We start from the raw sequence: 24,923 nt of genomic DNA, 5'->3' as shown, positions 1-24,923 counted from the left end.
AAAGCCACCTGCCGCCAGACCGGCATCGTATAGCAAAATTCTCCCCTTTTTCTACAAATTCCGACCCTGGTCTGTAATTGCTGAATCGCGGCCGATTTGTTCTCCCGCTGACTCGGTGACCGATCGTAGGTTTGGGCATTGAACCAACACAAGCCCAACTACTCGTATGTCTGATTCTAAACGTCCTGAATCTACCCCGTTTTATGCGCAGAATGCGCCGGTGAATCGCCGAACCGCCTTAGCCCACCTGTCTGCCCTGGCCACCGCTGCGGGGTGGCCGCCTCAAGCCGGGACCGTTCCAGTTCAGGCCAGCCCGGGTACGCTACCCGCCAGCCAGAAGCGGGTGCGAAAAATTGCCACCGAGGAAGCCTTTATGATTCCCGAGGTGGCCACTGCCATCCGCGAGCTGGCCCGACGGGGTGGATCGAATCTGGATCTCAAACTCCTGACTACCGTTTATGACGCCCCGGCGGTTGTGGCGTCCCGCGAGCCCTCACAGGCCCCTCCGCCGGTATCCAACCGGGATGCCAGCGCCCGGCTGTTACTGCCCAAACTGCTGGACCTGGATGCGGGCCGTCTGGCCGACATGGACGCCCATGGCGTGACTATGCACCTGCTCTCCCTGGGGTTACCGGGCGTTCAGATGTTCGAAGCGGATCAGGCCAAAGCCCTGGCCCGCCTGGCCAATGACCGGTTGGCCGAGGCCATCCGTCGTCATCCGAAGCGATTTGCCGGTCTGGCCTGCTTTGCCCCCCAAAACCCGTCGGAGGCCGCCAAGGAAATGGAGCGATCGATCCGTACGCTTGAGCTAAATGGGTTTCTGGTCAATTCGCACACGGGAAACGGCTACCTGGATCAAGAGCGGTTCTGGCCCATCCTGGAAGCGGCTGAAGCCCTGGGAGCGCCCCTCTACATTCACCCCCGCGCTCCGTCGGATGGCATGGCGGCTCCCTTCCAGGACTACCGGCTGGAAGGGGCTATCTGGGGCTACGGCATTGAAGCCGGTACGCATGCGCTGCGGTTAATGCTCAGTGGTGTACTGGATCGCTTTCCCCGCCTGAAAATTATCCTGGGACACATGGGCGAGGCGCTTCCTTTTTGGCTGTGGCGATTAGACTTCATGGCCGCGCCGGGCGCTCGCGCCGGTAGAGGGAACCAACTCAAACCCAGTGAATACCTTCAACGCAATTTCGCCATCACCACGAGTGGGGTGGAAGACCCCCTTGCCCTTCGTTTCTGCATCGATAAGCTGGGGATTGACTCGCTGATGTGGGCGATTGATTACCCCTTCCAACCCACCGCCCCCGCCGTTTCCTTTATCGATTCAGCACCACTCTCCGACCAGGAGCGGGAAAAAGTGGCGTATGGCAACGCTGAGCGTATCTTCCATATTACCGGGTGAGCCAATCTACGGGGAAGTCAGTCTGGATGGAGCAAAGCCCAGGCTTGGATTTCCCGTAGTAAAGGGGACCACGGTGACTAGTACTCCTAATCATAATGGTCCGCCTTCCCCTTCCGACCCAAACAGATTGATTGCGTTCAGCAGTGTTAGGGGTTGGCTGTAAGGTGAATGCCGCTTTCCAGCCTACGAGCAACGATAGGACCCTCTACGTTTGGTTTCTTGGATTTAGAGTAGCCATCCATCGGTCAGGATTGATGGCGCTACTATACGTATTGGCTCCGTCACCCGAGTCGATTAGCCATTTTACGGAAGACTCTTATGGGGCGTTTGCTTTGCTCATCTTGCCCGACTATACACGTTCGTTTGCCAGTGAACATAGGCGCTATAGTATTAGGTGTCGCCTATTCCGTTATTTTCTAAAAATTGCACTTTATTGCTACAGCGACTATAAAACTGACAACTGTCTGCATAATACCGTTTGTACTTTTTATAGTAATCATTCAGAAAAGGAAATGGTTTCGTGAACGCTTTTAAGTGCTAAAAACAATAGTAAGAACTTTCCTTTGCTCAACAAATTGCGGCCAGTTGGCCAAGCGTTTTCGTGAACGAAAATGGCTGATCCGTTATTTGCACTAAAGATATAAATATAGCTGAGTTAATTGTTGAAACTTTTACTACTCATATGGTACATTACCTAGATTACATTTACTGCCTTTTACTGAAATCTACAGTAACGATCGTAAGGTAGTGTCCAGTAAAAGGTAACAAGTCCAGTCGGGTAGGAATATTGATAGTCGGACTTTGGATACGATAAAGCCGGAGACCGTGAGCTTGCTGAGCAACGAAAAACCAGCCGGGATTCTTTTTGTCGAGGGAAAAACGATCCGATTGAAAGCAGATGACAATGAAGCGATTACTCTAAAATTCATAGCTAGCAACGGGACGGTCACTCCTGGCTTACATCAAATCAGACCTATAACGAAGTAACCAATGATTCTTTTCAAGAAGAACAAAACCAGGGTGTCTTTCTACAAATGTGTCAAAATAACACTAATGATACTTGGGGGTGCACTAAGCGCGCTGGGACAGTCCAATTTTGCCAGCAAAACAATTGGCGTAGGGGTGGTAGTTGCCGACCTCGAACGCTCGCTGGACTTTTACGTAAATGGCATCGGTATGGTCAAAACCGGCAGCTTTACCATCAATGAAGAGTTCGGCAAACGTTCCGGTCTGACCAATGGTGCAGCCACGAACGTAACCATACTGAAGCTCGAAAACAGTCCTGAAGCTACCGACTGGAAGTTGATGAGTTTGGGAAGTAAACCGGCACATCCGAAGCCCAAACATATTCAGGACGACACGGGCATGCAGTATATCACCATTCAGGTGAAAGCGCTGCAACCCATCATCGACCGGCTTAGGCAACTGAAAGTGTCGTTTCTGGGTAGCACCCCTACACCCCTGAATGCCAAAGCGCACTTTGTTTTTGTGCAGGATCCCGACGGTACGTTCATCGAGTTAATTGGTCCGCTTTAATAAGCTTAAAAACTTGATTCGAACGCCGACGCTCTTGGCCAAAGACGGCCCCCGCTTATTCATGTTCTCGCTCTTTATGTTCAGACGAAAAACCAGCTCTTTCGATTTGGTCTGCTAGCGAGTGTGCTGCTGTTCAGATGCGTTGCATGGATGGGGTAGCTAACACAGTGGGAGTAACCAATGGGATACGGTTCCAAACATCCTATTTCAACTATCTCTCAATGGGATACGAATCTGTTTATACCATGAGCTGCGGTCCCGCTCCGGCGTACCGGTCGCTAGGGTATGTTATCAGAAAAAGAGCCGTATAGCGAAGCCGTGACCCCTCCTGTGGCCATGCACAATCGATTGGGTTTGCCCTGGCGGTGCCGATCCAGGACGGTCTGTGATTTTTCAGAAGTGGGGCGCCACTGCGAGGCCTGCGCCGTGCCTTTTTGTCGATGTACCCCCTATCGGTAACGATTGACTTTCCATTCGGCATTGTTTTCTAGGCTTTTAGTTCACTCGATAAACGCCTTTAATAGCTTGAGGATAAGACGAAATTACCTAAAAACTGCAATGGCAATTGGTGCCACTCTCCGCGGTGAGGGTACACACCAGAGAACCAGGGTGGGCACAAGCCGTATACGGGTTAATGCTGGTTGTTACTCAGGACGAAATAGCTTCCCGCAACTATCGGCTCTCCGCTCTAACCGTAACCTAAATTTATCCGTGGGCGGACGAGTAACTCGTACGGTTTGGTCAAGCTAGAGCGAATAAAGGCTTCTAAATGAACGTGGTCATACCCGAAGTAGGGAAAGGGGATTCGTCGATTCGCCTGGCGGGTCGCTCATAGCCTGCAACGGACAAGGGCCGTACGAAAAGAAAATCTAATTTTCTAAACAATAACCTTAAACAAATGTTACCCCAACAGAACGAATACCGGTTTTACGTATACGTTCCCTTCGCCTGGTTGCCCAGTTGGGATCATTTCCTCCGGACGGACCGCTCCTGCCGGACGTAGAGATCTTGCCTGCTCAACCATGATGTCCCCTGCCTATTCAGAGTCAGCTCCACTAGGCCAACTCGCTTCCTTTCTGGTCGCCCGGCGCCAAGCGCTGCTGACTAACTGGCGAACCGCTTGTGAGACCGATCCGGACCTGAGAAGCGTCAACGGCTTAAGCCGGGACGAGTTCACTAACAAAGTCCCATTCATGCTCAATGTGCTCCAGCAGCAGTTGCAGCAGCAGGATGAAGAAGCCCAGGTGGACCGCTTAGCCGCTGACCATGGCCTGCTTCGCTGGCATAAGGGCTATGTCCTGGCCGAACTATTGGCTGAGATGCACTATTTAGACCAGTTCATGTTGGCCGAACTGCGGGCCTTCTGGCAACTCTACCCCTCAACCGATTGCCCAATGATCACCCAGGCCTATGAGCACTACTTTGCGTTTGCCAATCAGATCAACACCGGTTGTGTGAGCCAGTTTACCGACTTACAACGCACGGCGGCGGCCAGCCGGGTCAACGTACTGGAAACAGCTCTGGCGGAACTTCAGGAACTCGGCCAGCAACGCGCACAGATCCTGCGCCATTCCTCCCATGACCTCAGGGGTAGCTTCGGGGTTATTCTGAGTGCCGCTTCTTTACTGGAACTGGTGATGGACTCCCAACAGGAGTGTAAAAAGATATTGGACATGTTGCTGCGAAACCTGACTATTTGCCGCTCGCTGGTTACCCAGTTGATGGACCTGGCCCGCCTAGAGGCCGGCCAGGAAGCCCTGCATATTCAGCCCCTGGATGCGGGTCAGTTGTTGACCAATCTTGTAGCGAGCTACCAGCCGCTGGCCATCGAGCGGGGTCTTTTACTCAAAGCGGACGGGCCGGCCAGCTTGCCGGTCGCGTGTGACCCCCTTCAGCTTCAGCGCATTATTCAGAACCTGGTGCTCAACGCGCTTAAGCATACGCCTACCGGTTGGGTATCGGTCTGCTGGAGTCGAGAGAATGAGACTCGCTGGATAGTCAGCGTGCAGGATTCGGGACCGGGCCTGCCCACCGCTACACAGGCGGGTTCACGCCCCCACTTGGGAGTCCCCTCCCTCGAAACCACCGCGGCCGTTGATATCGCCGATGCTAAGCAAGCGGCTACCGCCCTTTCCTCCCGCTCCGGGCTTGCCCACCAAGGGGAAGGCGTGGGCTTATCCATCGTCAAGGGCTTGTGTGAACTGTTACGGGCTAGTTTGGAGATCGACAGCAGGCCAGGCGTAGGCACCCTGTTTCGGATACGGCTGTCCATTCAGAAGCAGCTTTGAAGGCCACCGCTGCCCTACCAGGTAGGTGAACCTTCAAACCACGTAGGGATAGCCCTTCCTGTTTCTTCCAGCCCTTAAGCAGGCTTTGAGTTAGCCTTAGTTAACGGGTAATGACTGGGACTTGATCCTGTAAACGCACGCTCCCTGCTAATAGGCCGGGCCCACATCAGCTACATTAACGGACGGGACCAGGCTGGGAACGGCTGCTGTTTGCCTAACAGTAATTCGCTGTAGTTCTTAATAACCGGTGGACAGACTACTCCAGGGACCCCAACGGCACGGTCCATTTTTTTAGCTGCGCCCGTACCCTCATTTTTTCGATTCTATTTTAACTTTTTTGTTAAACAAAGGTAGTGTCCAGACGAGTCGACGGTTTGACAAAGGTGGGTGGATCTCACGCTACGTAAATCGGTACCAGGACTTGCGAGTAAAGCCCAGAATATGCTGATAGCGGTGGTTATCAGAATAACAACGCACGACCACACCGCAGAATGGTCCTTCTGCAGTGTGGCGACAAGGTGAATGGGCTTGTCTACAGCAGACACTATCTGTCTGTTAACCAAGGCTACAATGGTCTGTTGTTGCTCAGTCCAAAGGAAAAAACGATACAGATCGTGTTGACGGGCTTGCCCGATCCACACGACACGCCCTGCTGCTAACCTAAACGCTTCACTTGGTAAGCGTGGGTCTTATCTTGGAAGAACCAGTTGATGTTGCGCCTAATTAACCTACCGCTTAGGTAGGTATCTAAACCCGTCCTTGTCGCGGCTGGACCCGTTTTGCCGTTAGGGCAAACGCTTAAGCTAGCGTCAAGGCGGCATGACAGCTTGACGTCTCCAGAAGAGTAGTTCAATCACCTTTAACGACAGGAAGCTATGTTAGCAATGAATTTTCGCGGTCCCCGTCAAATCAGGCTAGACCGGAACAAGCCCGAGCCGGAGATCAAGCATCCCTACGATGCCATTGTCCGGGTCACCCGATCCCTGATTTGCGGCTCCGACCTGCACCTGTATCACGGTCGTGTGCCCGATACCCGGGTGGGTATGACCTTTGGCCATGAGTTTACCGGCGTTGTGGAAGCGGTAGGCTCGGGCGTGCAAAAACTCAACGTGGGTGACCACGTGCTCGTGCCGTTTAACGTGGCCTGCGGCAGCTGCCCGCATTGTAAGCAGGAGCTCTACGGCAACTGCAATGAGTCCAATCCGCAAGCCACAGCCGTCGGCGGCTTTTTTGGCTACGCCCACACGGGAGGAGGGTATGATGGCGGTCAGGCCGAATACGTTCGGGTACCCTACGCCGATGTGAGTCCCACCAAAATCCCCGAAGGAATGGATTTGGAAAACGCCGTCCTGCTGACCGATGTGGTGCCCACGGGCTATCAGGCTGCCGAGCAGGGCGGCATCCAGAAAGGCGATACCGTGGTGGTGTTTGGGGCTGGCCCGGTGGGTCTGATGGCGGCCCGCTTTGCCTGGTTTTTCGGGGCGGCCCGGGTCATTGTGATTGACCATGTAGACTACCGGCTGGAGTTCGCCCGCAAGTTTGCCTTTGCCGAAGCTTACAACTACCGGGACATGAAAGATCCGGTGTTGTTCGTAAAAAAAGCCACCGATTACTTTGGCGCGGATGTCTGTATCGATGCGGTGGGCTGCGATGCTTCAGGCAGTCTTCTGCAGGACATTACCGGTAAAGGACTACTCCTGCAAGCCGGCAGTGCCACCGCCCTGCACTGGGCGATCAACTCGGTCAAGAAAGGTGGCATTGTTTCCATCATTGGCGTATACGGTCCTCCCTGGAACCTGGCACCCATTGGCAGTCTGATGAACAAAGGGATTACCATACGGGCCAATCAGGCCTCGGTGAAACGGCTGCTGCCCAAGCTGATTGATCACATCATGAGCGGCCGAATCAATCCAAAGGAAATGATTACCCACCGGATACCGCTGGAAGACGTGTCCGATGCCTACCGCATGTTTTCCAGTAAGCTCGACCACATTATCAAACCCTTACTCATTCCGCCACGTGCCCATGCGGCTTAAAATCTTACTCTTATATGCAAAACGAATTAGAAAACACAATAGCCGAATTTCAGGACCGGATTATTGCGGATCGAAACCTGGATACCCGCACCAAAGACATACCCGGCTGGGGCATGGATGCCGATCCGGAAAATGACCCCACCTACCCCATGAAGCATTGGAACGGTGCGGACCACGAGCGACTCAATTATGAAAAAGCCCCCCAGCAGCCCATCGACATGGAGGTCTTGCATTCGGTGGAGCGACCAGGCATTACCCGGGTCTTTGGCAACTCAACACCGCCTTCCGGTCTCAGCGGGGCTGTCCGTCGTTATGCCTATCAGTTTAGTGAAGCGACCGCCACGCACTGGATGACGCTGATACTAGCCGACCGGATCAACGTCATTGAGGGAAAGCTGAGTGACTTAACGCACGGCATTCTTCCCAACCCCTGGATTGAGAGGGGCTGGCGAGCGGAATGGAAACACAACCGCCCTGCGTTTATCAGCAAGGCCGCGACTACGGCCTTGCTGATCACGGCTGGCCTGCTGCTGCTGAAAAAGAAAAACAAGCGTAAATAGTTTTTACCTAGAGGGTAGCCTTGATTGTATCAACCCGAAAGTTGGTAGTACCTGAACAACGTTTGGGTTGATCCATTTTTGATGGCTTCTATTACAAAGGAAAGTGATTTTAAACCCGTCTTATGCACAATCATCGGCCAACCGATCGGCTTGAATATTTTAGTGACGCTGTCTTAGCGATTGCAGCAACATTACTAGCTACCGAACTGCCCAAACCAGAGACCGATACAGGTTTGCTGCAAGCCATCGCCAACCAGTGGCCTCATTATGCTGCATTCGCTGCTTCCTTCCTGTTTATATGCATTGCCTGGTCCAACCATCACAACATGTTTATTTATTTAAAGCAGACGGACCAGTACCTCCTGATTCTAAATAGTTTGTTTTTAATCTTCGTAACACTTCAGTCGTTTACCACCGGCTTGTTGGCCAGGCATGTTGGCAAACCAGACGAGCAAACGGCAGCCTTGATCTATCATGCGACCTTGGTGTTGATGACACTTTTTTATAACTGCACCTGGTGGTACGCTATTAAAAAGCCCGAACTTCTAGAAGAAGGTACAGATAGACGGCTCATTCGTCGGTTAACCAAGGAATATGCCATTGCCCCTGCGCTGCACCTGGTTGCCTTACTCATTTGTTGGTGGAGTGTACCCTTTAGCATTGTGCCTGTTTTACTGCTATACATCTATTTTGCCTTACCACGGGCAAGTGAGAAAAAGGCAAAAAGTAAGTAAGAAAAAGCAGGGGTAGGAACGCATTTATTGGCAACGCATTTAAACTTACCGATCATGAGTACACGCAACAATCAACTTGACGAAGTGTTTTCAGACGATACCTACCAGTTAACCGGTGTGGCGATCGCAAAAGACGGGCGTTTGTTTAGCTGTTATCCGTTATGGCCCGGACCACACCAATACAGTGTAGTCGAAATCTTCCCCAATAACCGGGTGAAACCGTATCCGGACGAACAATGGAACAGCTGGCAGGAAGGGGATAATGGAAAAAATAAATGGGTTTGTGTGCAGGCCGTGTACGTTGATGCGGAGAACTACCTGTGGGTGGTGGACCCGGCCTGCCCGAACATGGAACAGGTGTATGATACTAGTTTTAAGCTAGTCAAGTTCAACCTGGCCACCGATACCATCGAAGACGTGTACCGGTTTGAGGGCATACTGAGTAACAAAAGCTATATCAACGATGTGCGGGTCGATACCCGTAGAAGAGTAGCGTATTTAACCAATTCCAATGAAGGGGGCATTGTGGTGGTTAATCTGGAAACAGGAACTAGCCGGCAGGTATTGCACCATCATCCTTCGGTGAAACACGACCCTTCCTTTACTCTGATCGTAGACGGGAAGGAATTTAAAAAGCAGGGGCAGCCGGTACACCTTCAATCCGATGGCATTGCCTTAACGCCGGATGGCGAATGGCTGTATTATAAACCGCTCACCGACAATAACCTCTACCGCATTCGAACGGATTATTTGCGTGACGAAGCCTTTTCGGACGATCAACGGGAGGCTGCGGTGGAAGACTTGGGCAGGGTTGCCGTTACGGACGGGATGATCTTCGACACAAACGGCAACCTCTACCTGGGCGATTACCAAAACTACAAACTGGTCCGACTAACGCCTGCGCACAAGCTGGAAGACGTCGTGGCCGATGAAAGGCTGATCTGGCCGGATAGTTATTCCATCTCGACGGACGACTATTTGTACATCAGTTGCTCCCAGATCAATAAGCAGCCCGATTACAACGAAGGCGAAAACAAACGAACAACACCCTATGCCATTTACCGAATGAAGTTGCCTGCTTAACAAACCTTATATCTCCCTAAAACTATGGCAAACAAAAAGCAGCCCGTGTCGCGTGTACTGGGCATGGGACCCATTGAACCGGACGTCAGCGGTTCCAGTCGAATTAATGTTGACGATACGGAGCGAATCTGGTCGGCGGCTGGTGGAGCGCTGTTAGCGACGTACGGCTTACGACGGGGTTCGTTTGGCGGGCTATTACTGGCCACGCTGGGCGGATTTATGGTCTACCGGGGGGCGTCGGGCTATTGCCCCATGAACCAGGCGCTGGGGCGAAATACGGCCGAGCCGAAGGCCGAAGATAGGGCGGTGGATTCGGTTGAAATCGTCAAAAGCCTGACGATCAACAAACCGCGCGAAGTGGTATACGCCTACTGGCGGCAACTGGAGAACCTGCCCCGGTTTATGTTTCATCTGAGCGAAGTTCGACAACTTGACAACAAACGGTCGCATTGGGTAGCGAAGCTCTCGGATGGTCTCCTCGCTAAAACGCTGGGAACGGTGGAGTGGGATGCCCAGATTCTTGAGGAGGTGAAAAACGAAAGATTGGTCTGGAAATCCCTCGCCGATGCCCGGATTGACAACGCGGGCGAAGTCCGGTTTATCGATGCGCCCAATGGTCAGGGTACGGAAGTTCACGCGGTGATCAAGTACCGGCCACCAGCCGGGCAACTGGGCAGTGCGATCATGAAACTGTTTAACCCAGCTTTTGAGGAGATGATCAAACAGGATCTACGCCGGTTCAAGCAATTGCTGGAAACCGGCGAAATCACGACCATCGACGGGCAGCCGTCCGGTCGAAAAAGTGAGCAACAATCCGGTAAGAAACCTGTATCTGAACACGCTAAAGCAGACGAAAAACATGAAAGCGCTATGTTATAACGGTGTTGGCGACCTGCGCACAGAGCGGGTTGCCGACCCGACAATCATCAACCCCAAAGATGCAATTCTGCGGGTTATTCTGTCCTCGGTATGTGGCTCCGACCTGCACCTGCTCAACGGCTACGTGCCAACCATGCGCGAAGGCGACATCATTGGCCATGAGTTTATGGGCGAAGTCATCGAGATAGGCTCCGAGGTAAAGAAGCTGAAAAAAGGCGACCGCGTCGTGGTGTGCTCGATTCTGGGCTGTGGCGAGTGCCAATATTGCCAGAGTACGCAATGGTCGCTCTGCGACAACTCCAATCCCAACGCCTGGATACCGGAAAAAGCGTATGGCGATTCGCCGGCCGGGATCTTCGGGTACTCCCACGCGTTTGGCGGTTATGCCGGTTCGCATGCCGACTTCATTCGCGTACCGTATGCCGACCGGGGCTGCTTTGTCATTCCCGAAGGGTTGGCTGACGAAGCCGCTGTGTTTGCATCGGATGCCCTCCCGACGGGCTTTATGGCTGCGGATTTAGCCGACATCCAGCCGGGCAACATAGTGGCCATATGGGGATGCGGAGGGGTTGGTCAGATGGCCATTCAAAGTGCTTTTCTGCTGGGTGCGTCCCGCGTGATTGCCATCGACCGTGAACCCGATCGGCTGCGAATGGCGAAAGACATCAGCGGAGCCGAAGTGCTGGATTTCTCGAAAGTCGATATTCAGGAAGCGTTGCGGGAGATGACCGGCGGGCGTGGCCCCGACCGCTGCATCGACTGCGTGGGCATGGAAGCGGTCAGCGAAGGGCTGGATTATTATTATGACAAAACCAAGCAGTTTGTCCGGCTGGAATCCGATCGGCCGATCGTGCTGAGGGAAGCCATCCTGGCCTGTCGGAAAGGCGGAACCGTCTCGATTATTGGCGTTTATGGCGGCTTGGTAGACAGCATCCCGATGGGTGCGGCCATGAACAAAGCCCTGACCTTCCGAATGGGTCAGCAACATGGGCAGCGGTATATTCCCCGGTTGTTGGAACATCTGCAAAAAGGGGAGCTAAATTCAGGCTTCATGCTGACGCACAAAATGTCGCTCGATGAGGGCATGAAAGGCTACGATCTATTCAACAAGAAAGAAACGATGCGGGTTGTTTTTGCGCCACAATAGGGGATTGGACGGCTGGTCAAGACGTTGGGTTTCCATCCGCTTGACCAGCCTCACGTCTAAACTCACGAAGCTGTTTACCGTTTTTAGTAAGATCAGGCTTTGTCCTCTTGACCGGTTCGCCAGTGCAGCAGGAAAAAGCTCCTACTTATTAGCTTGTATTAAAAACGTGTAAACAGCACTTGATCAATCACTTATACAATCTTAAAAAGTGTACCAAATGAGACGAAGGAATGCTCATGAATTTGTTATTTAAATGGTATTATTTTCTTCTTGTGTAAGAGAGCCACGACTTATTTCAGCCACTGGCGCAACGATTCGGCTTGGTCTCAGTTCATGGCTCCACCCGCAAAGTCAACTACGGCCCGAATACTCACCGGCGGAGCCGCTAGTAACAACCTGAGTATGCCTCCAAAGGAGACGACTGCCACTGCGATTCGTTCAGGATCAATACCGGGCTACTGTTGTCAGCTCGTCAATCCGGCTAGTTTGTCACTCAGTTGTCTTCAGGGAGACCAAGATAAAAATTGCTTGCCCACTGACTATCCTTGTCCGCGTTGAAATTGAACAAAAAAAGCGACTTAAAGACGCCTATTTTATCTTTGGCCATGTCCCGGCCGCCGGTGCGCCGGAGCGACGCGGGGAACCGCACGGTGGCCCGTTTGGTAGCAAAGACCTGCGTACCCAGTAGGGTTGTTAGCCTCGCTCAATACGTGGGCGCATGGGCAGAAAACCAACTTTGTTTGCCTAACGAGGTTAACGAAAAAGTGTACATGTTGCCATTTTATAGCAATCTCTTTAAGTATTTTTTTTTAGCATGGCTCGACGAACAAACGCCAACGACCAGGACGATAAAGCCGCATCCGGATATGTCCGCGTACGGGGGGCACGTGAGCACAACCTCAAAAATATCGACGTCTCAATACCACGAAATCAGCTGGTGGTTTTCAGCGGTGTCTCCGGTTCGGGCAAGTCGTCCCTTGCCTTCGGCACCCTCTTTGCCGAAGCACAGCGACGGTATCTTGAATCGGTTTCCCCGTATGCCAGACGGCTGATCGATCAGGTCGGCGTGCCGGATGTCGATGCCATTGACGGCCTGCCACCCGCCGTCGCCCTACAGCAACAACGCGGCACGCCCAATGCCCGCTCGACGGTAGGTAGTCTGACGACCCTGTCGAGCCTGGTGCGCCTGCTCTACTCGCGCGTGGGTACATACCCCCCCCGCCAGACGATGCTCTATGCCGAGGATTTTTCCTTCAACACCCCGCAAGGGGCTTGTCCCCGCTGTCAGGGTATGGGCCGGGTGCACACCATGACGGAAGAGTCGATGGTGCCAGATCCGTCGCTGACCATCCGCCAGCGGGCCATTGCCGCCTGGCCCACGGCCTGGGGTGGTCAGAACCTGCGCGACATTCTAGTCTCACTGGGCTATGACATCGACCTACCCTGGAAAGACCTGCCCAAAACCGATCGACAGTGGATTCTCTTTACGGACGAGCAGCCGACGGTTCCTGTCTATGCAGGCCTCACCCCAGCCGAAACGCGTCAGGCTCAGCGACTAAAGATGGAACCGAGCTATCAGGGAACCTTCAGCAGCGCCCGGCGAAATCTGGAGCACACGCTGGCCAATACGGAAAGTGCAGCCATGCGCAAACGCGTGTTGCAGTTTATGATCAGTAGCCCCTGCCCGGTATGCAAGGGCAAGCGCTTAAAGCCCGAGGCACTTTCGGTTACCTTTGCCGGCTACGACATCGCCGATCTCTCGCACCTCTCCCTGGACCAACTGGCAACCGTTATCCGGCCGGCAGCAAATGGCGAGTTTGCCTCCGACATAAATCCGTCAACGTCGCTGGTGAGTCGCCAGGCGGCAAAAGCTGCGCTGGATAAGCGCCAGCAGGCAGGTGGCTCGGCGCATAAGGGCGCTCCTGATGTGCGCCGTACGGATGATCTCTCGCCTGAAAAGCGCATTGCTGCCCAGCGCCTGTGCGGTGATCTGCTGGATCGCCTGACCACGCTCATCGAGCTTGGCCTTGGTTACCTGTCGCTTGACCGCAGCACCCCCACCTGCTCATCCGGTGAGTTGCAGCGGCTGCGGCTGGCCACTCAGCTCTGCTCCCAGCTCTTTGGGGTCATCTATGTGCTGGACGAGCCGACTGCCGGGCTACACCCGGCCGATGGCCACGCGCTCTTCGACGCACTGGACAGGCTCAAAGCGTCGGGCAACTCGCTTTTCGTGGTCGAACACGACGTGGAGCTGATGCGCCGTGCCGATTGGCTCGTTGATGTTGGTCCTGAAGCGGGCAGCGCGGGCGGACGGATCCTCTACAGTGGAGAACCACAAGGCCTTAGGGAAGTCAGCGAGTCCCGCACCAGGCCCTACCTGTTTGAGGAAACAGCCCGGCTGGCATCCCCCAACCGTCCCCCAAAAGGCTGGCTAGGCCTGGAAGGAGTCCGACGAAATAATCTCAAGGGCGTTCATGTTTCGTTTCCGCTGGGTTGCTTTACCGCCGTGACCGGTGTCTCGGGGTCCGGTAAATCCAGTCTGGTGAGCCAGTCGCTGCTGGATCTGGTGGCAGCGCACCTGGGTATGAGCCGGGAAGAGGCCGAGGAAGATGCGCTTGACGAAGCCCCGGCCGAAAAAACCATCGGTCGACTGGGGGGCGATGTCGAGGCCATACAGCGACTTGTTGAGGTGGATCAAAAACCAATCGGACGAACACCACGCTCTAACCTGGCCACCTATACCGGCCTTTTTGATCAGGTCAGAAAACTCTTTGCCGCCACGCCGGAGGCCCGTAGGCGACACTTCGATGCCGGCCGCTTTTCCTTCAACGTCGCCAAAGGGCGGTGCCCAACCTGTGAGGGAGAAGGCCAGGTCAGCATTGAGCTGCTGTTCATGCCGAGCGTGTATGCCCCCTGTCCGACCTGTCATGGCACCCGCTATAACGAAAAGACGCTGGCGATTACCTGGAATGGCAAATCCATTGCGGATGTGCTGGGCATGACGGTTGACGAAGCCTGCCTGTTTTTTGCCCAGGAAGCGTTGGTGTTGCGGTCCCTCGAGACGCTGAGGGATATTGGCCTGGGTTATCTCAAGCTGGGACAAAGCGCGACCGAGCTTTCCGGTGGGGAGGCCCAGCGCATCAAGCTCGCCACCGAACTGCAACGTACGCAACGGGGCACCACCCTCTACGTGTTGGACGAGCCGACCACCGGCCTGCATCCGCGTGATGTCGACCGTCTTCTTGTTCAGCTGAATCGCTTGGTTGATGCCGGTAATACCGTTATCGTTGTCGAGCATGATATGCGCACGGTCGCCCAGTGCGATTGGGTCATTGATGTGGGGCCCGGAGCCGGGAATAACGGCGGCACGATCGTTGGGGCAGGAACACCTGCCGAGATCGCCGGGAATAAGGCGAGTCGCACGGCACCTTTCCTGGCGAACAGCCTGAAGCCAGCGCCAACTTCCCCCTAATCAACGCCACAACAAGTCTATTCGCTACCAAGTTAGTTTCTGGTAACCCCCATAGCCGATATCAAATAATGATTTATCTAAATCATCTGGATGGACACCGGCAGCGAACTTGTGGATCGTTTAATTAAGCTCATCAAACCATACTTTTATCCGTTTATAAGAACGTCATCGCTCGTTGTCATCATGAAAGCCGGGGATTAACTTCTACTAGAGAGCGACCGGAAAAACGCTGCCTTTACAATTTAGACTATAGTACAGTGCCCGTCCAATTAAGGAGTTACTGCTTTGTTATAGGACAGCCAATTTTTACTCAAAACAGCTTTTAAACGCCTGAAAATCCGTTGAACAAGTTGCTCCGTCGATTACTCTAAACGTACGCAGATATGGAAGATTTTAACCCGGCAGAAAACCCATACGTCACCCTTTCAGGAACCATGAATGAACTACGCAAGCAAGGCTACGTAGAAGATTTTAATTTGCTACAACAATGCCTTGAATGCCGCAACGGTCAGTATAAAGTATTTGCGGATGAGTTCACGGTAGACAGCTTCTATCGATTTGAAGGCCCCAGCGACCCGTCGGATCTGGCCATTCTGTACGCCATCTCTTCGGAACGCTATGGCCTGAAAGGGTTGCTCGTCAACGGTTATGGCATCTCCAGCGATGCCGTTACCGACGAGATGTTGCAAAAGCTAACGGTGGGGGGTAGTGGTCTAACTTAATGCGCTCATAGCTATTTGTAAATAAACTAGCAGCACGCCAAGTAGTAGGGTATTCAGGCTTATTGTAGCGGTTATTGAGATAAACTTCAGGTAAAAGGCGAATGTCCGGCTCACTTAGCGGGTAAAGTCACCGGCTGATTCAGGCTGGTCGATGAGCTGGTTGATTCGAACGTTCACTGAACCAAACGGGGTAGGCAGGCTGGTTCGGGTGTTGCAACTACAGCACAGTAATGCAGTGGCTAAGGATGCGAAAATGGGAATCTGGTTTTGCCAAGCGTTGGCCTCTTTAGGATAGACTGAGCAAACTTCCAGTTTCCGGCCCGTATCGACGTGTTCCATCACTTAACGGCTCAGGCCTACGCCTGAACTTAATAAACCCACTGCACAACATCCACCTAAGATGAATCCGGACTAGTAGCCAACCACTTAACTCGACCGATTATGTATTCCCCTGATGTAGCCATGGGTTTAGGCAGTATCGTCTATGCTCTCTGTAAACTCGACGGCCAACTCCACCAGCTGGAAACGAAGGTGGCTCGTGACCTGCTGGCCGAATCGCCCTATAATGATTTAGCGATTTGCGCCCTGTTTCTGCGGGACAATGTGGGCGAACCCGCCGACGAAGCGCTTGCCTTTGGCCTGTGTCGGATAACCGACAAGCGAATCGAGCTCACGAAGGATACCAAAAAACGGTTCGTCAGTCTTCTGCTGCGCGTAGCGCGGGCCCACGACGGGATTTCACGGAAAGAACGGGTCTTCATTCGTCAGTTTTGGCGGGAACTGCAACGCACCTGAGCGGGTAATTTACCCGCCTTCAGTTGGGCCGCTGCCTTGTTCAGTTCGATGTCACAAAACAATCTGGGTCTAACCTGCTTGACTACATAACATGCACATAATCAACCAGTTAATTCCCTTACTGACCCTAATAGTGCTGGAAACCATTCTGGGGATTGATAACATTATTTTCATCTCGATTCTGGCCGGCAAATTACCCGCTGGGCAGCAGGCCCGGTTTCGCTACTGGGGGCTTGGCCTGGCGATGCTCATGCGGCTCGGCCTGCTGACCCTGATCGCCTGGATTATGCAACTGAACACCACCCTGTTTACGGTGGCAGCCATCGATATGAACGGGAAAGGGCTTATTCTGCTGGCTGGCGGCCTGTTTCTGATCTACAAAAGCACCGCCGAGATTTATCACAATGCCGAAGTGGGCAATAGTGCCAACACACCCGATACCAGGAAGGCGTCATTTCGCGATTTACTACTACAGGTACTACTACTGGATCTGGTGTTCTCCCTTGATTCTATCATTACGGCTGTGGGCATGATCGATCAGCTTTGGGTAATGTACACCGCAGTTGTCGTGTCGGTTGGAATCATGCTGGTGGCGGCCAAACCCATCAGCGAGTTCATTACCCGGCACCCATCGTTCAAAATTTTGGCCCTTTGCTTTTTACTGATTATTGGGATGTCGTTAGTGGCCGAAGGGGTGCATGTCGAGATACCTAAAGGCTATATCTACTTTGCCATGGCCTTCTCCTTTCTGGTTGACTTCATTCAGATGAAGACTGTACCAAAATCAGGCAACGGATAAAGCCGTATGCTACTAACTGGTGTTGATAGTTAGTAAAAAATAATCGCCCCATAAAAACCCTCGCTATAATGATCGGGGTCAAGACATTACCCTTGTAAAAGTTATATCTTCTAAACCTTCTTAAGCGTCTTTTGAATTGGCCTGAATTAAACAAAGAAAATACTAAGCAAAGATGGTCAACCAAATACGACGAGCCATACGGAAGAAGAAAGGTGTTAATAAGATCAAGGTAGGCACTAGCCCAATCAGGTAGTAGTTCAAATCTACCTTGAGCCAGATAACCACAATTAAAAAGGTCAGCAATGTCCAGATGGTAAAGAAGGCATAACTAACGAACATAGAAGCCCAATAGAAACCAGGTTCAGGCATAAAGTTGAAGCCACAGTTGGGACATTTGGGATGCATATCATCAAAGTGACGAGAAAAAGCACTATTGCTAACAAAGAAATTTCCTTTGTGACAACGGGGACATTTGTTGAACAAAACACTATATAATCGGCTGTCCTTATTCATGGTTATTACTCAATTCCTGAAGTAGATCAATATGGCTACTACCTTAATCAAGAGTAATTTACTCTTGATTAAGGTAGTGTTCGATTGTTAGTAAAGCTCACTTAAATCAAGCCAAGTATGTGATAAACCAACGATAAGTTCGAGGGTATTTTGAGAGTAAAATACATGTCGCTTGATTTGTAACAGGGTAGTGACGTTCATACTTTACTTCCCAAACTTCGAAAGTCACCACCCTGTCATAAGAGTTACTTAACAGCAAGCAATTCAAGGTGTTCGATCACAGGGGGCACACTTAGTAGCGTGTCAGCATTTGCCAGCAACCCCTTCGCAATTTCACCGCTCAGGTGGGCTTGCCGGTCGTCTTCGGTGGCAAAGGTGTCGAAAATACCAAACGTATTCTCATTGATCTTGAAGGCATACCAACGAAGGGTGCCCGCTTCCCGTTGAGCCAGGGCCAGCGCTTCTTTCAAAAAGTTCTCGACAGTAGCTTCTTGGCCAGGTTTTGCTTGAACACGAGCCAGTAATGACAGTTTTTCCATGATATATAAGTCTAAAGGGTTGTAATACGGATGATCGTTAACAAGGGTACGACGTTAGTCATACGTTTTGTCATTCATTCAAGACATGGGATAGAGACAATAGATTGTATCCCTTGAAACACAACAGTAAAGAAGCCAATGCAGGAAGCTTCTAGCGCTCAAGAAGGAGTATTTTATGGAATTAAGGCAAACGGCCTTTGTCTGTTACAGGCACCATCCAATTTTCGTACTTTACTTCCCAAACTACGAAACGCAATGGAAATGGATTGCTTTTATAAGTCGCTAGCCGGATGAATACATTCAGTCCAGTAGGCTATGATCAGCAAACGGAATGTCAACGAAGCTTAGCGTCAGTTTCATCGTGTTGTTTGGAAAAAGAAATACGTCATCTGAATTGCGGTGATCAGGAGCTTAATACATCACTGACGAACCGTTTTTCCCTTTTCGAGTGCCGTGGAGCAGTTGGCGGGATGATTGCTCATTGCTGGCTTGCCAGTCGCTTAACTTATGCTTTAGAGAAGGGCAATTCATAGCGAATTGCTGGTGGACTTAGGTATTTTACTCTACGTGGATCATCAAAGCTGGGATTAAGTAAAAACTTGACCGACAGCTAAGAACGCAAGACAGGGATGGAGAAGACCCTAGGATTGGCTAGGTTGCAGACCGATAACTAACTTATCAGCAGTTACGTTCGTAACATCCTGAAAATAAATTATTTACTACATACAAGCTACAAAAATCAGTGGCCTATTAGCAACACTATTGTAGTTGCATCAGAGATCAACTGTTCGTATGTGGAGGGCTGCTATTGATTGGCACTTTGGTTAGGTATGAGTGGACAATCTTCTCGTACAGAAATGGTTATGTGTTTAAGACTCTATATATTAACTGTTTATGGCCCTTCTGCCGTATCGTACATTTCTTCTTAAAGCACGAAAATCGGTACTTGATTGACCTTTCCCCCCATGAAACTTACTAGTTGGTCGTTTTGTAATGGATTTATTTTCGTATTTACTAGAATCGTACGAAAGGTAGACTGAGTCACATTAAACGCCCGTGGCTGTTGCACAACTCTGCTTCCCACACCTATTTTTCAACATCTGGATCGGCAAATAAGATTTTCTACCATCGTCTGCCCTATTTAGTTGAGAAAAGCACGCAAAAGCCTAGAAAAGCGCCTGGAGAAGACAATGACCCTCCACCTTTAGGGCTATGGCCTGGCCCAGAGTGGACTTGGGGGTGAACTTCATATACTTCTTCAGGTTGAAGGCAATAGCCGCCATCAGCATCGCCTTGTGGGCTCCAGCTTTGCCCCGTACATTAATCTTTCGTAAGCCATAGTACTCTACTAAACTGCCTAAGACCGGTTCCACCGTCTGTTGGCGAAGCCGTTTCATCCGCTTGCCCCGACGACTTTGCTGGCGCTCAAGAGCTCGGCGATAGAAGGGATCATAGGCCGTGCGGGTAATCTGTCGGCATTTACTGTTGGGAATACACGTGGGTTTAAGCGGGCACTGTTGGCAGTCCTGATAAGCCGCCCGGTAGATTTTCAGCAAACCGCCATCGGCCTGCGAATCAAAATTCTTAAAGGGCAGTGGCTTCCCAGCCGGACAACGGAACTGGTCAGTGGCTGGGTCATAGGGAAAGCCGTCAATCTGTGGCTTATATTTACCGAACACAGGTATCCAGCCGGTGATGTTCCACTGCTCCAGCAAGGCGTAGTTGCTGCCGTTCGAGTAGCCCGTATCGGCCAATAATTCGTCTAAGCGCAACGCATTGTGCATCAGTCGTTGCTGAAGCTTCAGGGTAATAGCAGGAAGAGACTGACTGTCGCGACCGTCGGCGAAATCGGCCTGCACATGGCTGATAACCCCTTCGGCCGTATCCACTGCCAGGCTACAATTGTAGTTGAGTTTTCGGACTTTGCCAGGCTTGATGGAGATACGGGCATCAGGATCGGTGGGGCTGTAGTGGGTTTTGTTGCTCAGCAGTTGAGCCTTTTCGTTACTGGCCCCAAGAGTAGTCGGCGCACTTTGCAAATTCTGCTGGCGCTTGGCCAGTCTCCTCAGTTGATGATCAGCAGCCGTGATCACCGAGGCTGCCTGACGGAGGCTAATTTTGGAGGTCGGTTGTACTGGCCCATTCTTATCTTCAGCCTGTAGAAGCAGCTTAGGGCCTGGCCTTTGGGGGTGTTTTTCCAAGAGCGTTTCCATCGACGCGTTCGCTTTGACAGGAGCTGAGTCGATAGCGACCCGCCGACCGGCTACCATATTGTGGGCCACACAGAGGCTGAATACTTTGTCAAATAGTAACTCAAAAAGTGCTTCTGGATAAAGTTGGCGGGTCCGACTCAGGGTTGAATGCCAAGGCAATGGCTCATCGATGTTATAACCCAGGAAAAACAACATATCCATGCGCATGGAGCAATGCAGAATCAATTTTCTGTCAGAGGTGATATTCTCCAGGTAGCCAATGAGCATAAACTTGAAGAAGACAACGGGGTCAATTGAGGGATTACCTGTTGAGCCATAGCAGTCTTTGGTATGTTCATAGAGGAACGTCAGATCGAGCGTCTCCTTGAGCCGACGGTAGAAGTTATGCTTGGGGATACAGTCGGAGAGCTGAAACGAGGTGATGAGTTTTTCGTGGTCGTCTTTTCTGCCTTGCATAAGTGAAGATACAAAAACTCAACCCATTCAGTCATTTTATGCACAGGCAGAGTTGTGCAACAGCCACGCCCATTTCTTGCAGCAGATACATGAAGATGCCATCGTCTCATGCAGGAGGGTTACTTGAGACAAATAATCCATGAGTAATAAGTTTAATATTTTCGTACCTTAGCTAACATATAAGAGATTGTGCGATTCGTTCACCCTAAATGATTGCGAAATCAGGGACGGGTGGCAAAAGGGGAAACCTCTTTGACAACTTGATAGTCGTGAGGGTGTAAGTCCCTCTCTCCAGATGCAGGAGTAACAGCGTCATCCCTACGGTAGCGACTAGTCCTCAATCCGTAAAGCGGGATGAAAAGACGGTAACGGTGAACCTAACGCCGAACCCCGACGAGCATGAGTGTACGGATAGCGAAAGCAAAGATGTGTAAAACAACAACTGTCGTTAATATGGAACAGCCAACCGCAACGGCGGACCGTGTAGGTTAACAGGCTGTGGCCAAAATGGCACGGATAAGGGGCTGGCGGTAATCTTACGACGGCAGCGGCCGACCGTCAGTTGCATCCCCGACAAACCCGGCAGATAGCATCATCCTAACCACTCGACCAACGATGATCAGGAACGAACGGGGCCGCCCGAGCGGTAACCCTTTACTGGCTCTCGACAATATAAATTGTCAAGTAGGTGCTAACCGCAAGCCAGTAAGGGGCAGGATTGCCTAAGAAGCAAAGGCCCACTGTAATGGGTGGGATAGGCTGACGTAGGCGCGGTGAATTGGAGTGACTAGGAGTTAGTAGCCGTGTATATGGCTAAAATCACAGGGGCAACCCTGATGATGGACTGTAAGAACTTCGGTTCTTTGAGCGGCAAACACACATGGTCAAAGTCTGGGGAAATATCCTGAACTTGGGGTGTTGAACCGGGTGTAGGTGACAACTACCAACCCACTGAGGAGCCGTGTGCCGCGAAAGTGGCATGCACGGTTTTGAAGACCAGCGGGGCCGGGGACGGTCTCGCTGAGTTTAACATACAACGTATCGTATGCTACTGATTTCTGTGTACAGTAAATCGGTAAGCTTATGTATATTAGCGTATTACAACGAAATAAGAAAAGTAGAAAATCCCTTCATTTTAAGCGAAGGGTCGTTGAGGTTTTTCGGGCCGAGATCGCCGAAGCCCCTGACATTGAACGATATCTGCACATTTCCCTGACCGAATTGAGGCAGCTGAACCGATGGTATTTCAAGCACCGATTAGCCCCTTATTTATATCCTTATCGCTGTTATAAATCCATGAAAAAGCACAACCAAGATGCCTACGTCAAAGCCCTCGAACGACGCCTGGCCGCGACTGAAGAGGAAAATAAATTGCTTAAACTCAAAGCTGAAGCCTTTGAAACGGCCATTCAAATTGCCGAAAAGCAGTTTCAAATCCCGATCCTAAAAAAGTCTGGTACCAAACAGTCAACCAACTGACTCGTCGCTATCCCCTGGTGGGCATGGAGCAGTTATGTGGATTGTTTGGGTTGACACGACAAGCCTGGTATGCGACTACCCGGCGTCAGGAAAAACTGGGCTTTCAGGCAGCCATTGACTTGGCTGAAGTTAGACGATTGCGGAAACAGGTTGCGGGTTTGGGAACGACTAAACTGTATGAATTGATGCAAGGCTTTTTGACTTCTCATCAGATCAAGCTAGGACGCGATAGGTTGCATAACTTACTTAAAGACAATGGTTTGTTGCTAACTAAGAAACGATCAAGAATCAAAACGACCGACTCTGATCATGATTTAGAGAAGTACCCCAATCAGGTGAAGGAGCTCAAACCAGCTCGAGTTGGTCAGCTCTGGGTGAGTGACTTGAGTTACATTCGGGTGGGGATTGGCTTTGCTTATCTATCGGTGATTATGGATGCGTACTCACGTAAAATTGTGGGCTGGTCCTTCCATAAAACGTTAGAAGCCAAAGGGCCAGTAGCGGCCCTAGAGATGGCTTTACAAATGCGTGGCCAGGTCGATCAACCGCTTATTCATCACTCCGATCGGGGTGTTCAGTATTGTTCTGGCGCTTATGTGGATCGGCTACGCCAAGCGACGATTACCATTAGTATGACCGAGTCGGGTGACCCGAACGAGAATGCATTAGCGGAGCGGGTTTTTCGAACCTTGAAAGAAGACTTCCATCTTTGGGGCTTTCCTAGTTTTGGTCTGGCCGAAACGGCTATCGAGCAGGCCATTGGTGCTTACAATTCAGTACGACCACATGCATCTTTAGGCTACAAAACGCCTAATCAGGCTCACCAAGATCAAGGCCATCAACCACTGAAATGGTACCCGTATAAAAAGGTGCGGTTCGGAAATGTGCAATATCAAGCTGATAATCAGTTTTGTTCTTCTTTGTAAACCTATTCTAGTAGCATACGGGATATCAGTAACATTTTGACTGTTAAATTTAATGAACTCAAAAATGAGCATTATCTGCCCTTATTAACCGCAATGGGCTATGAGAATGTAAACTGGGCTACCGACTTATTAGAAATTATCGCCATAAAATCTGTGGAGGAGCGTGAAATCGCTTTGGATAAATATGCGGCAAAACATCAGCCCAATTCCTATTATTATGCCCTCAAAGGATCAACGAATACTAAAAGTGGCCGACCTGATCAGGCTAAGCAAAATTATTTACAAGCTATTCGATTGAATAGTAAAAACGTAGAAGCGCTAAATAATTTAGGCCTTCTATTTGATCATCATTATCATGAATTTCAACTAGCAAGAGAGTATTATGAATCGGCTTTAGAAGTTGACCCTAAGTTAACTGTTGCTAGAATTAATCTGGCTCTTTTACTGACAACGCATTTTAATGATATAGAAGGAGCCAAAAAACAATACGAAACCATTATCAAGCTTGATCCTAAGGAAGTCAAAGCATACAATAATCTGGCTAATCTTTACCGGAGAGAAGGAAGTGATTCAACGAACCAAGACATCGCTATAAAATATTTCCAGAAAGCTATTGAAATAGACCCAACTTACTTGGATGCCTACATAAACTACGGAAATCTGTTGTATGTACAGGGCAAACAGGGTGATGGGGATGCTATCTATGACCAAGGAAAACAATATGACAAGGCCGGGAATTATTCCGCCTTTATCGAAAGAGTAAAAAAGATGAATAGTGCTTTTAAAGACATGAATAAGATAGAGTTAACAGCAGAGGAAGTCAAATGGGCTAAGGCCCTAGGGTCATTCGAAATTAGCCTTGATGAAGATTATGAATTAAGAATAGCAAAACTCAATACGGCAGCGCTTCTGGCACGCTCGTTGTTGAATAGAAAGGCCATTCCTGAAACGAGATTAAATTATTTTACCAAGCCTGAATACAATCTAAGTAATACAAGAAGATCTCATGAAGCTATTTTTGAATCCAATGGCACAAAAGGCGAAGAAATCTTTAGCCACCCTCATTTTTTACCGTATTTGAGGTACTTTATTTATGGAGCTGCTCTTCCATCATCGTTAAAAGCTGATTTAGCTGCTTTGAAAATGGACCACTCATACGACGACGACTTTGTAGAATATGCCGTACCTATCATTAAAAAGTATTGTAAAGATATCAATGGCGGTGTGCGAAATTCGTTCGCAGAGGAAGTTTTTAAGGTGTGCCTTGATCTTAATCTACAAATGGCATATGCCACGCAGCTTAGAAATAAAACGATGTCATGGAGATAACTGCCTTATTTTAAG

Annotated in this window: 20 protein-coding genes; 16 read left to right on the top strand and 4 right to left on the bottom strand. The window is 50.7% G+C overall.

Annotation, left to right across the window (positions count from 1 at the left end; genetic code table 11):
• Window positions 1-166 precede the first annotated feature (166 nt).
• From IC229_RS22545 to IC229_RS22495, 11 genes are all read left to right on the top strand, one after another.
• On the top strand, window positions 167-1,402 hold the full coding sequence (locus IC229_RS22545; RefSeq protein WP_223834131.1) for an amidohydrolase family protein: 1,236 nt from the start codon (window positions 167-169) through the stop codon (window positions 1,400-1,402).
• 1,053 nt (window positions 1,403-2,455) lie between these two features.
• Window positions 2,456-2,938: a VOC family protein gene (locus IC229_RS22540; protein WP_190889284.1), complete on the top strand. Its 483-nt coding sequence runs from the start codon at window positions 2,456-2,458 to the stop codon at window positions 2,936-2,938.
• A 1,193-nt stretch (window positions 2,939-4,131) separates the two neighbouring features.
• On the top strand, window positions 4,132-5,226 hold the full coding sequence (locus IC229_RS22535) for a sensor histidine kinase (protein WP_190889283.1): 1,095 nt from the start codon (window positions 4,132-4,134) through the stop codon (window positions 5,224-5,226).
• An 875-nt stretch (window positions 5,227-6,101) separates the two neighbouring features.
• The gene (locus IC229_RS22530) at window positions 6,102-7,262 is read left to right on the top strand and encodes a zinc-dependent alcohol dehydrogenase (protein WP_190889282.1); all 1,161 of its coding nucleotides are present in this window, start codon (window positions 6,102-6,104) and stop codon (window positions 7,260-7,262) included.
• 14 nt (window positions 7,263-7,276) lie between these two features.
• Window positions 7,277-7,822: a hypothetical protein gene (locus tag IC229_RS22525; RefSeq protein WP_190889281.1), complete on the top strand. Its 546-nt coding sequence runs from the start codon at window positions 7,277-7,279 to the stop codon at window positions 7,820-7,822.
• 122 nt (window positions 7,823-7,944) lie between these two features.
• Window positions 7,945-8,556, top strand: coding sequence for a TMEM175 family protein (locus IC229_RS22520; protein ID WP_190889280.1), 612 nt, complete (start codon window positions 7,945-7,947; stop codon window positions 8,554-8,556).
• A 54-nt stretch (window positions 8,557-8,610) separates the two neighbouring features.
• Window positions 8,611-9,639 carry an L-dopachrome tautomerase-related protein gene (locus IC229_RS22515; protein ID WP_190889279.1) on the top strand — a complete coding sequence of 343 codons (1,029 nt, stop codon included), beginning with the start codon at window positions 8,611-8,613 and terminating at the stop codon, window positions 9,637-9,639.
• A 24-nt stretch (window positions 9,640-9,663) separates the two neighbouring features.
• Window positions 9,664-10,518: an SRPBCC family protein gene (locus IC229_RS22510; protein ID WP_190889278.1), complete on the top strand. Its 855-nt coding sequence runs from the start codon at window positions 9,664-9,666 to the stop codon at window positions 10,516-10,518.
• A complete protein-coding gene (locus IC229_RS22505) occupies window positions 10,499-11,665 on the top strand; it encodes a zinc-dependent alcohol dehydrogenase (RefSeq protein ID WP_190889277.1) in 1,167 nt (388 codons plus the stop codon). Before IC229_RS22510 ends, IC229_RS22505 begins: the two co-directional genes overlap by 20 nt.
• A gap of 814 nt (window positions 11,666-12,479) precedes the next feature.
• Complete coding sequence (locus IC229_RS22500; RefSeq protein WP_190889276.1) at window positions 12,480-15,137, top strand: excinuclease ABC subunit UvrA; 2,658 nt, start codon at window positions 12,480-12,482, stop codon at window positions 15,135-15,137.
• A gap of 383 nt (window positions 15,138-15,520) precedes the next feature.
• Window positions 15,521-15,859: a phosphoribosylpyrophosphate synthetase gene (locus IC229_RS22495; protein ID WP_190889275.1), complete on the top strand. Its 339-nt coding sequence runs from the start codon at window positions 15,521-15,523 to the stop codon at window positions 15,857-15,859.
• A gap of 114 nt (window positions 15,860-15,973) precedes the next feature.
• Here IC229_RS22495 and IC229_RS22490 read toward each other — a convergent pair whose 3' ends face one another.
• Window positions 15,974-16,198: a hypothetical protein gene (locus tag IC229_RS22490; RefSeq protein WP_190889274.1), complete on the bottom strand. Its 225-nt coding sequence runs from the start codon at window positions 16,196-16,198 to the stop codon at window positions 15,974-15,976.
• Between the two features lie 102 nt (window positions 16,199-16,300).
• On the opposite strand from IC229_RS22490, the gene IC229_RS22485 reads away from it, so the two are divergent.
• On the top strand, window positions 16,301-16,654 hold the full coding sequence (locus IC229_RS22485) for a TerB family tellurite resistance protein (protein WP_190889273.1): 354 nt from the start codon (window positions 16,301-16,303) through the stop codon (window positions 16,652-16,654).
• A 91-nt stretch (window positions 16,655-16,745) separates the two neighbouring features.
• Complete coding sequence (locus tag IC229_RS22480; protein ID WP_190889272.1) at window positions 16,746-17,453, top strand: TerC family protein; 708 nt, start codon at window positions 16,746-16,748, stop codon at window positions 17,451-17,453.
• A gap of 162 nt (window positions 17,454-17,615) precedes the next feature.
• Here the strand turns inward: IC229_RS22480 and IC229_RS22475 are convergent, their stop codons facing one another.
• The 3 genes from IC229_RS22475 to IC229_RS22465 form a co-directional block, all read right to left on the bottom strand.
• Window positions 17,616-17,966: a DUF983 domain-containing protein gene (locus IC229_RS22475; RefSeq protein ID WP_190889271.1), complete on the bottom strand. Its 351-nt coding sequence runs from the start codon at window positions 17,964-17,966 to the stop codon at window positions 17,616-17,618.
• Between the two features lie 245 nt (window positions 17,967-18,211).
• Window positions 18,212-18,505 (bottom strand): putative quinol monooxygenase, encoded by a 294-nt coding sequence (locus IC229_RS22470; protein WP_190889270.1) that lies wholly within the window; start codon window positions 18,503-18,505, stop codon window positions 18,212-18,214.
• 1,166 nt (window positions 18,506-19,671) lie between these two features.
• Window positions 19,672-21,174, bottom strand: coding sequence for an IS1182 family transposase (locus IC229_RS22465; RefSeq protein ID WP_190889269.1), 1,503 nt, complete (start codon window positions 21,172-21,174; stop codon window positions 19,672-19,674).
• A gap of 1,296 nt (window positions 21,175-22,470) precedes the next feature.
• Here IC229_RS22465 and IC229_RS35410 point away from each other — a divergent pair.
• Genes IC229_RS35410 through IC229_RS22450 form a run of 3 tightly spaced genes read left to right on the top strand, consistent with a single transcriptional unit; the run spans window position 22,471 to window position 24,908 of the window.
• Complete coding sequence (locus IC229_RS35410) at window positions 22,471-22,653, top strand: hypothetical protein (RefSeq protein WP_190890048.1); 183 nt, start codon at window positions 22,471-22,473, stop codon at window positions 22,651-22,653.
• Window positions 22,654-22,670: 17 nt separating this feature from the next.
• Complete coding sequence (locus IC229_RS22455) at window positions 22,671-23,579, top strand: IS3 family transposase (protein ID WP_317171616.1); 909 nt, start codon at window positions 22,671-22,673, stop codon at window positions 23,577-23,579.
• Window positions 23,580-23,615: 36 nt separating this feature from the next.
• A complete protein-coding gene (locus IC229_RS22450; protein ID WP_190889266.1) occupies window positions 23,616-24,908 on the top strand; it encodes a tetratricopeptide repeat protein in 1,293 nt (430 codons plus the stop codon).
• The last annotated feature ends 15 nt before the right edge of the window (window positions 24,909-24,923 follow it).

The sequence above is a fragment of the Spirosoma profusum genome (assembly GCF_014699005.1).
Classification (GTDB): Bacteria; Bacteroidota; Bacteroidia; order Cytophagales; family Spirosomataceae; genus Spirosoma; species Spirosoma profusum.
Note: the sequence above shows the minus strand (reverse complement) of the source record. Positions and strands in the feature narration are given on the sequence as shown.

Coding starts and splice junctions, on each gene's coding strand:
- IC229_RS22545 (WP_223834131.1), top strand. CDS start 167: ATGTCTGATTCTAAACGTCCTGAATCTACCCCGTTTTATGCGCAGAAT.
- IC229_RS22540 (WP_190889284.1), top strand. CDS start 2,456: ATGATACTTGGGGGTGCACTAAGCGCGCTGGGACAGTCCAATTTTGCC.
- IC229_RS22535 (WP_190889283.1), top strand. CDS start 4,132: ATGCTCAATGTGCTCCAGCAGCAGTTGCAGCAGCAGGATGAAGAAGCC.
- IC229_RS22530 (WP_190889282.1), top strand. CDS start 6,102: ATGTTAGCAATGAATTTTCGCGGTCCCCGTCAAATCAGGCTAGACCGG.
- IC229_RS22525 (WP_190889281.1), top strand. CDS start 7,277: ATGCAAAACGAATTAGAAAACACAATAGCCGAATTTCAGGACCGGATT.
- IC229_RS22520 (WP_190889280.1), top strand. CDS start 7,945: ATGCACAATCATCGGCCAACCGATCGGCTTGAATATTTTAGTGACGCT.
- IC229_RS22515 (WP_190889279.1), top strand. CDS start 8,611: ATGAGTACACGCAACAATCAACTTGACGAAGTGTTTTCAGACGATACC.
- IC229_RS22510 (WP_190889278.1), top strand. CDS start 9,664: ATGGCAAACAAAAAGCAGCCCGTGTCGCGTGTACTGGGCATGGGACCC.
- IC229_RS22505 (WP_190889277.1), top strand. CDS start 10,499: ATGAAAGCGCTATGTTATAACGGTGTTGGCGACCTGCGCACAGAGCGG.
- IC229_RS22500 (WP_190889276.1), top strand. CDS start 12,480: ATGGCTCGACGAACAAACGCCAACGACCAGGACGATAAAGCCGCATCC.
- IC229_RS22495 (WP_190889275.1), top strand. CDS start 15,521: ATGGAAGATTTTAACCCGGCAGAAAACCCATACGTCACCCTTTCAGGA.
- IC229_RS22490 (WP_190889274.1), bottom strand. CDS start 16,198: ATGGAACACGTCGATACGGGCCGGAAACTGGAAGTTTGCTCAGTCTAT.
- IC229_RS22485 (WP_190889273.1), top strand. CDS start 16,301: ATGTATTCCCCTGATGTAGCCATGGGTTTAGGCAGTATCGTCTATGCT.
- IC229_RS22480 (WP_190889272.1), top strand. CDS start 16,746: ATGCACATAATCAACCAGTTAATTCCCTTACTGACCCTAATAGTGCTG.
- IC229_RS22475 (WP_190889271.1), bottom strand. CDS start 17,966: ATGAATAAGGACAGCCGATTATATAGTGTTTTGTTCAACAAATGTCCC.
- IC229_RS22470 (WP_190889270.1), bottom strand. CDS start 18,505: ATGGAAAAACTGTCATTACTGGCTCGTGTTCAAGCAAAACCTGGCCAA.
- IC229_RS22465 (WP_190889269.1), bottom strand. CDS start 21,174: ATGCAAGGCAGAAAAGACGACCACGAAAAACTCATCACCTCGTTTCAG.
- IC229_RS35410 (WP_190890048.1), top strand. CDS start 22,471: ATGAAAAAGCACAACCAAGATGCCTACGTCAAAGCCCTCGAACGACGC.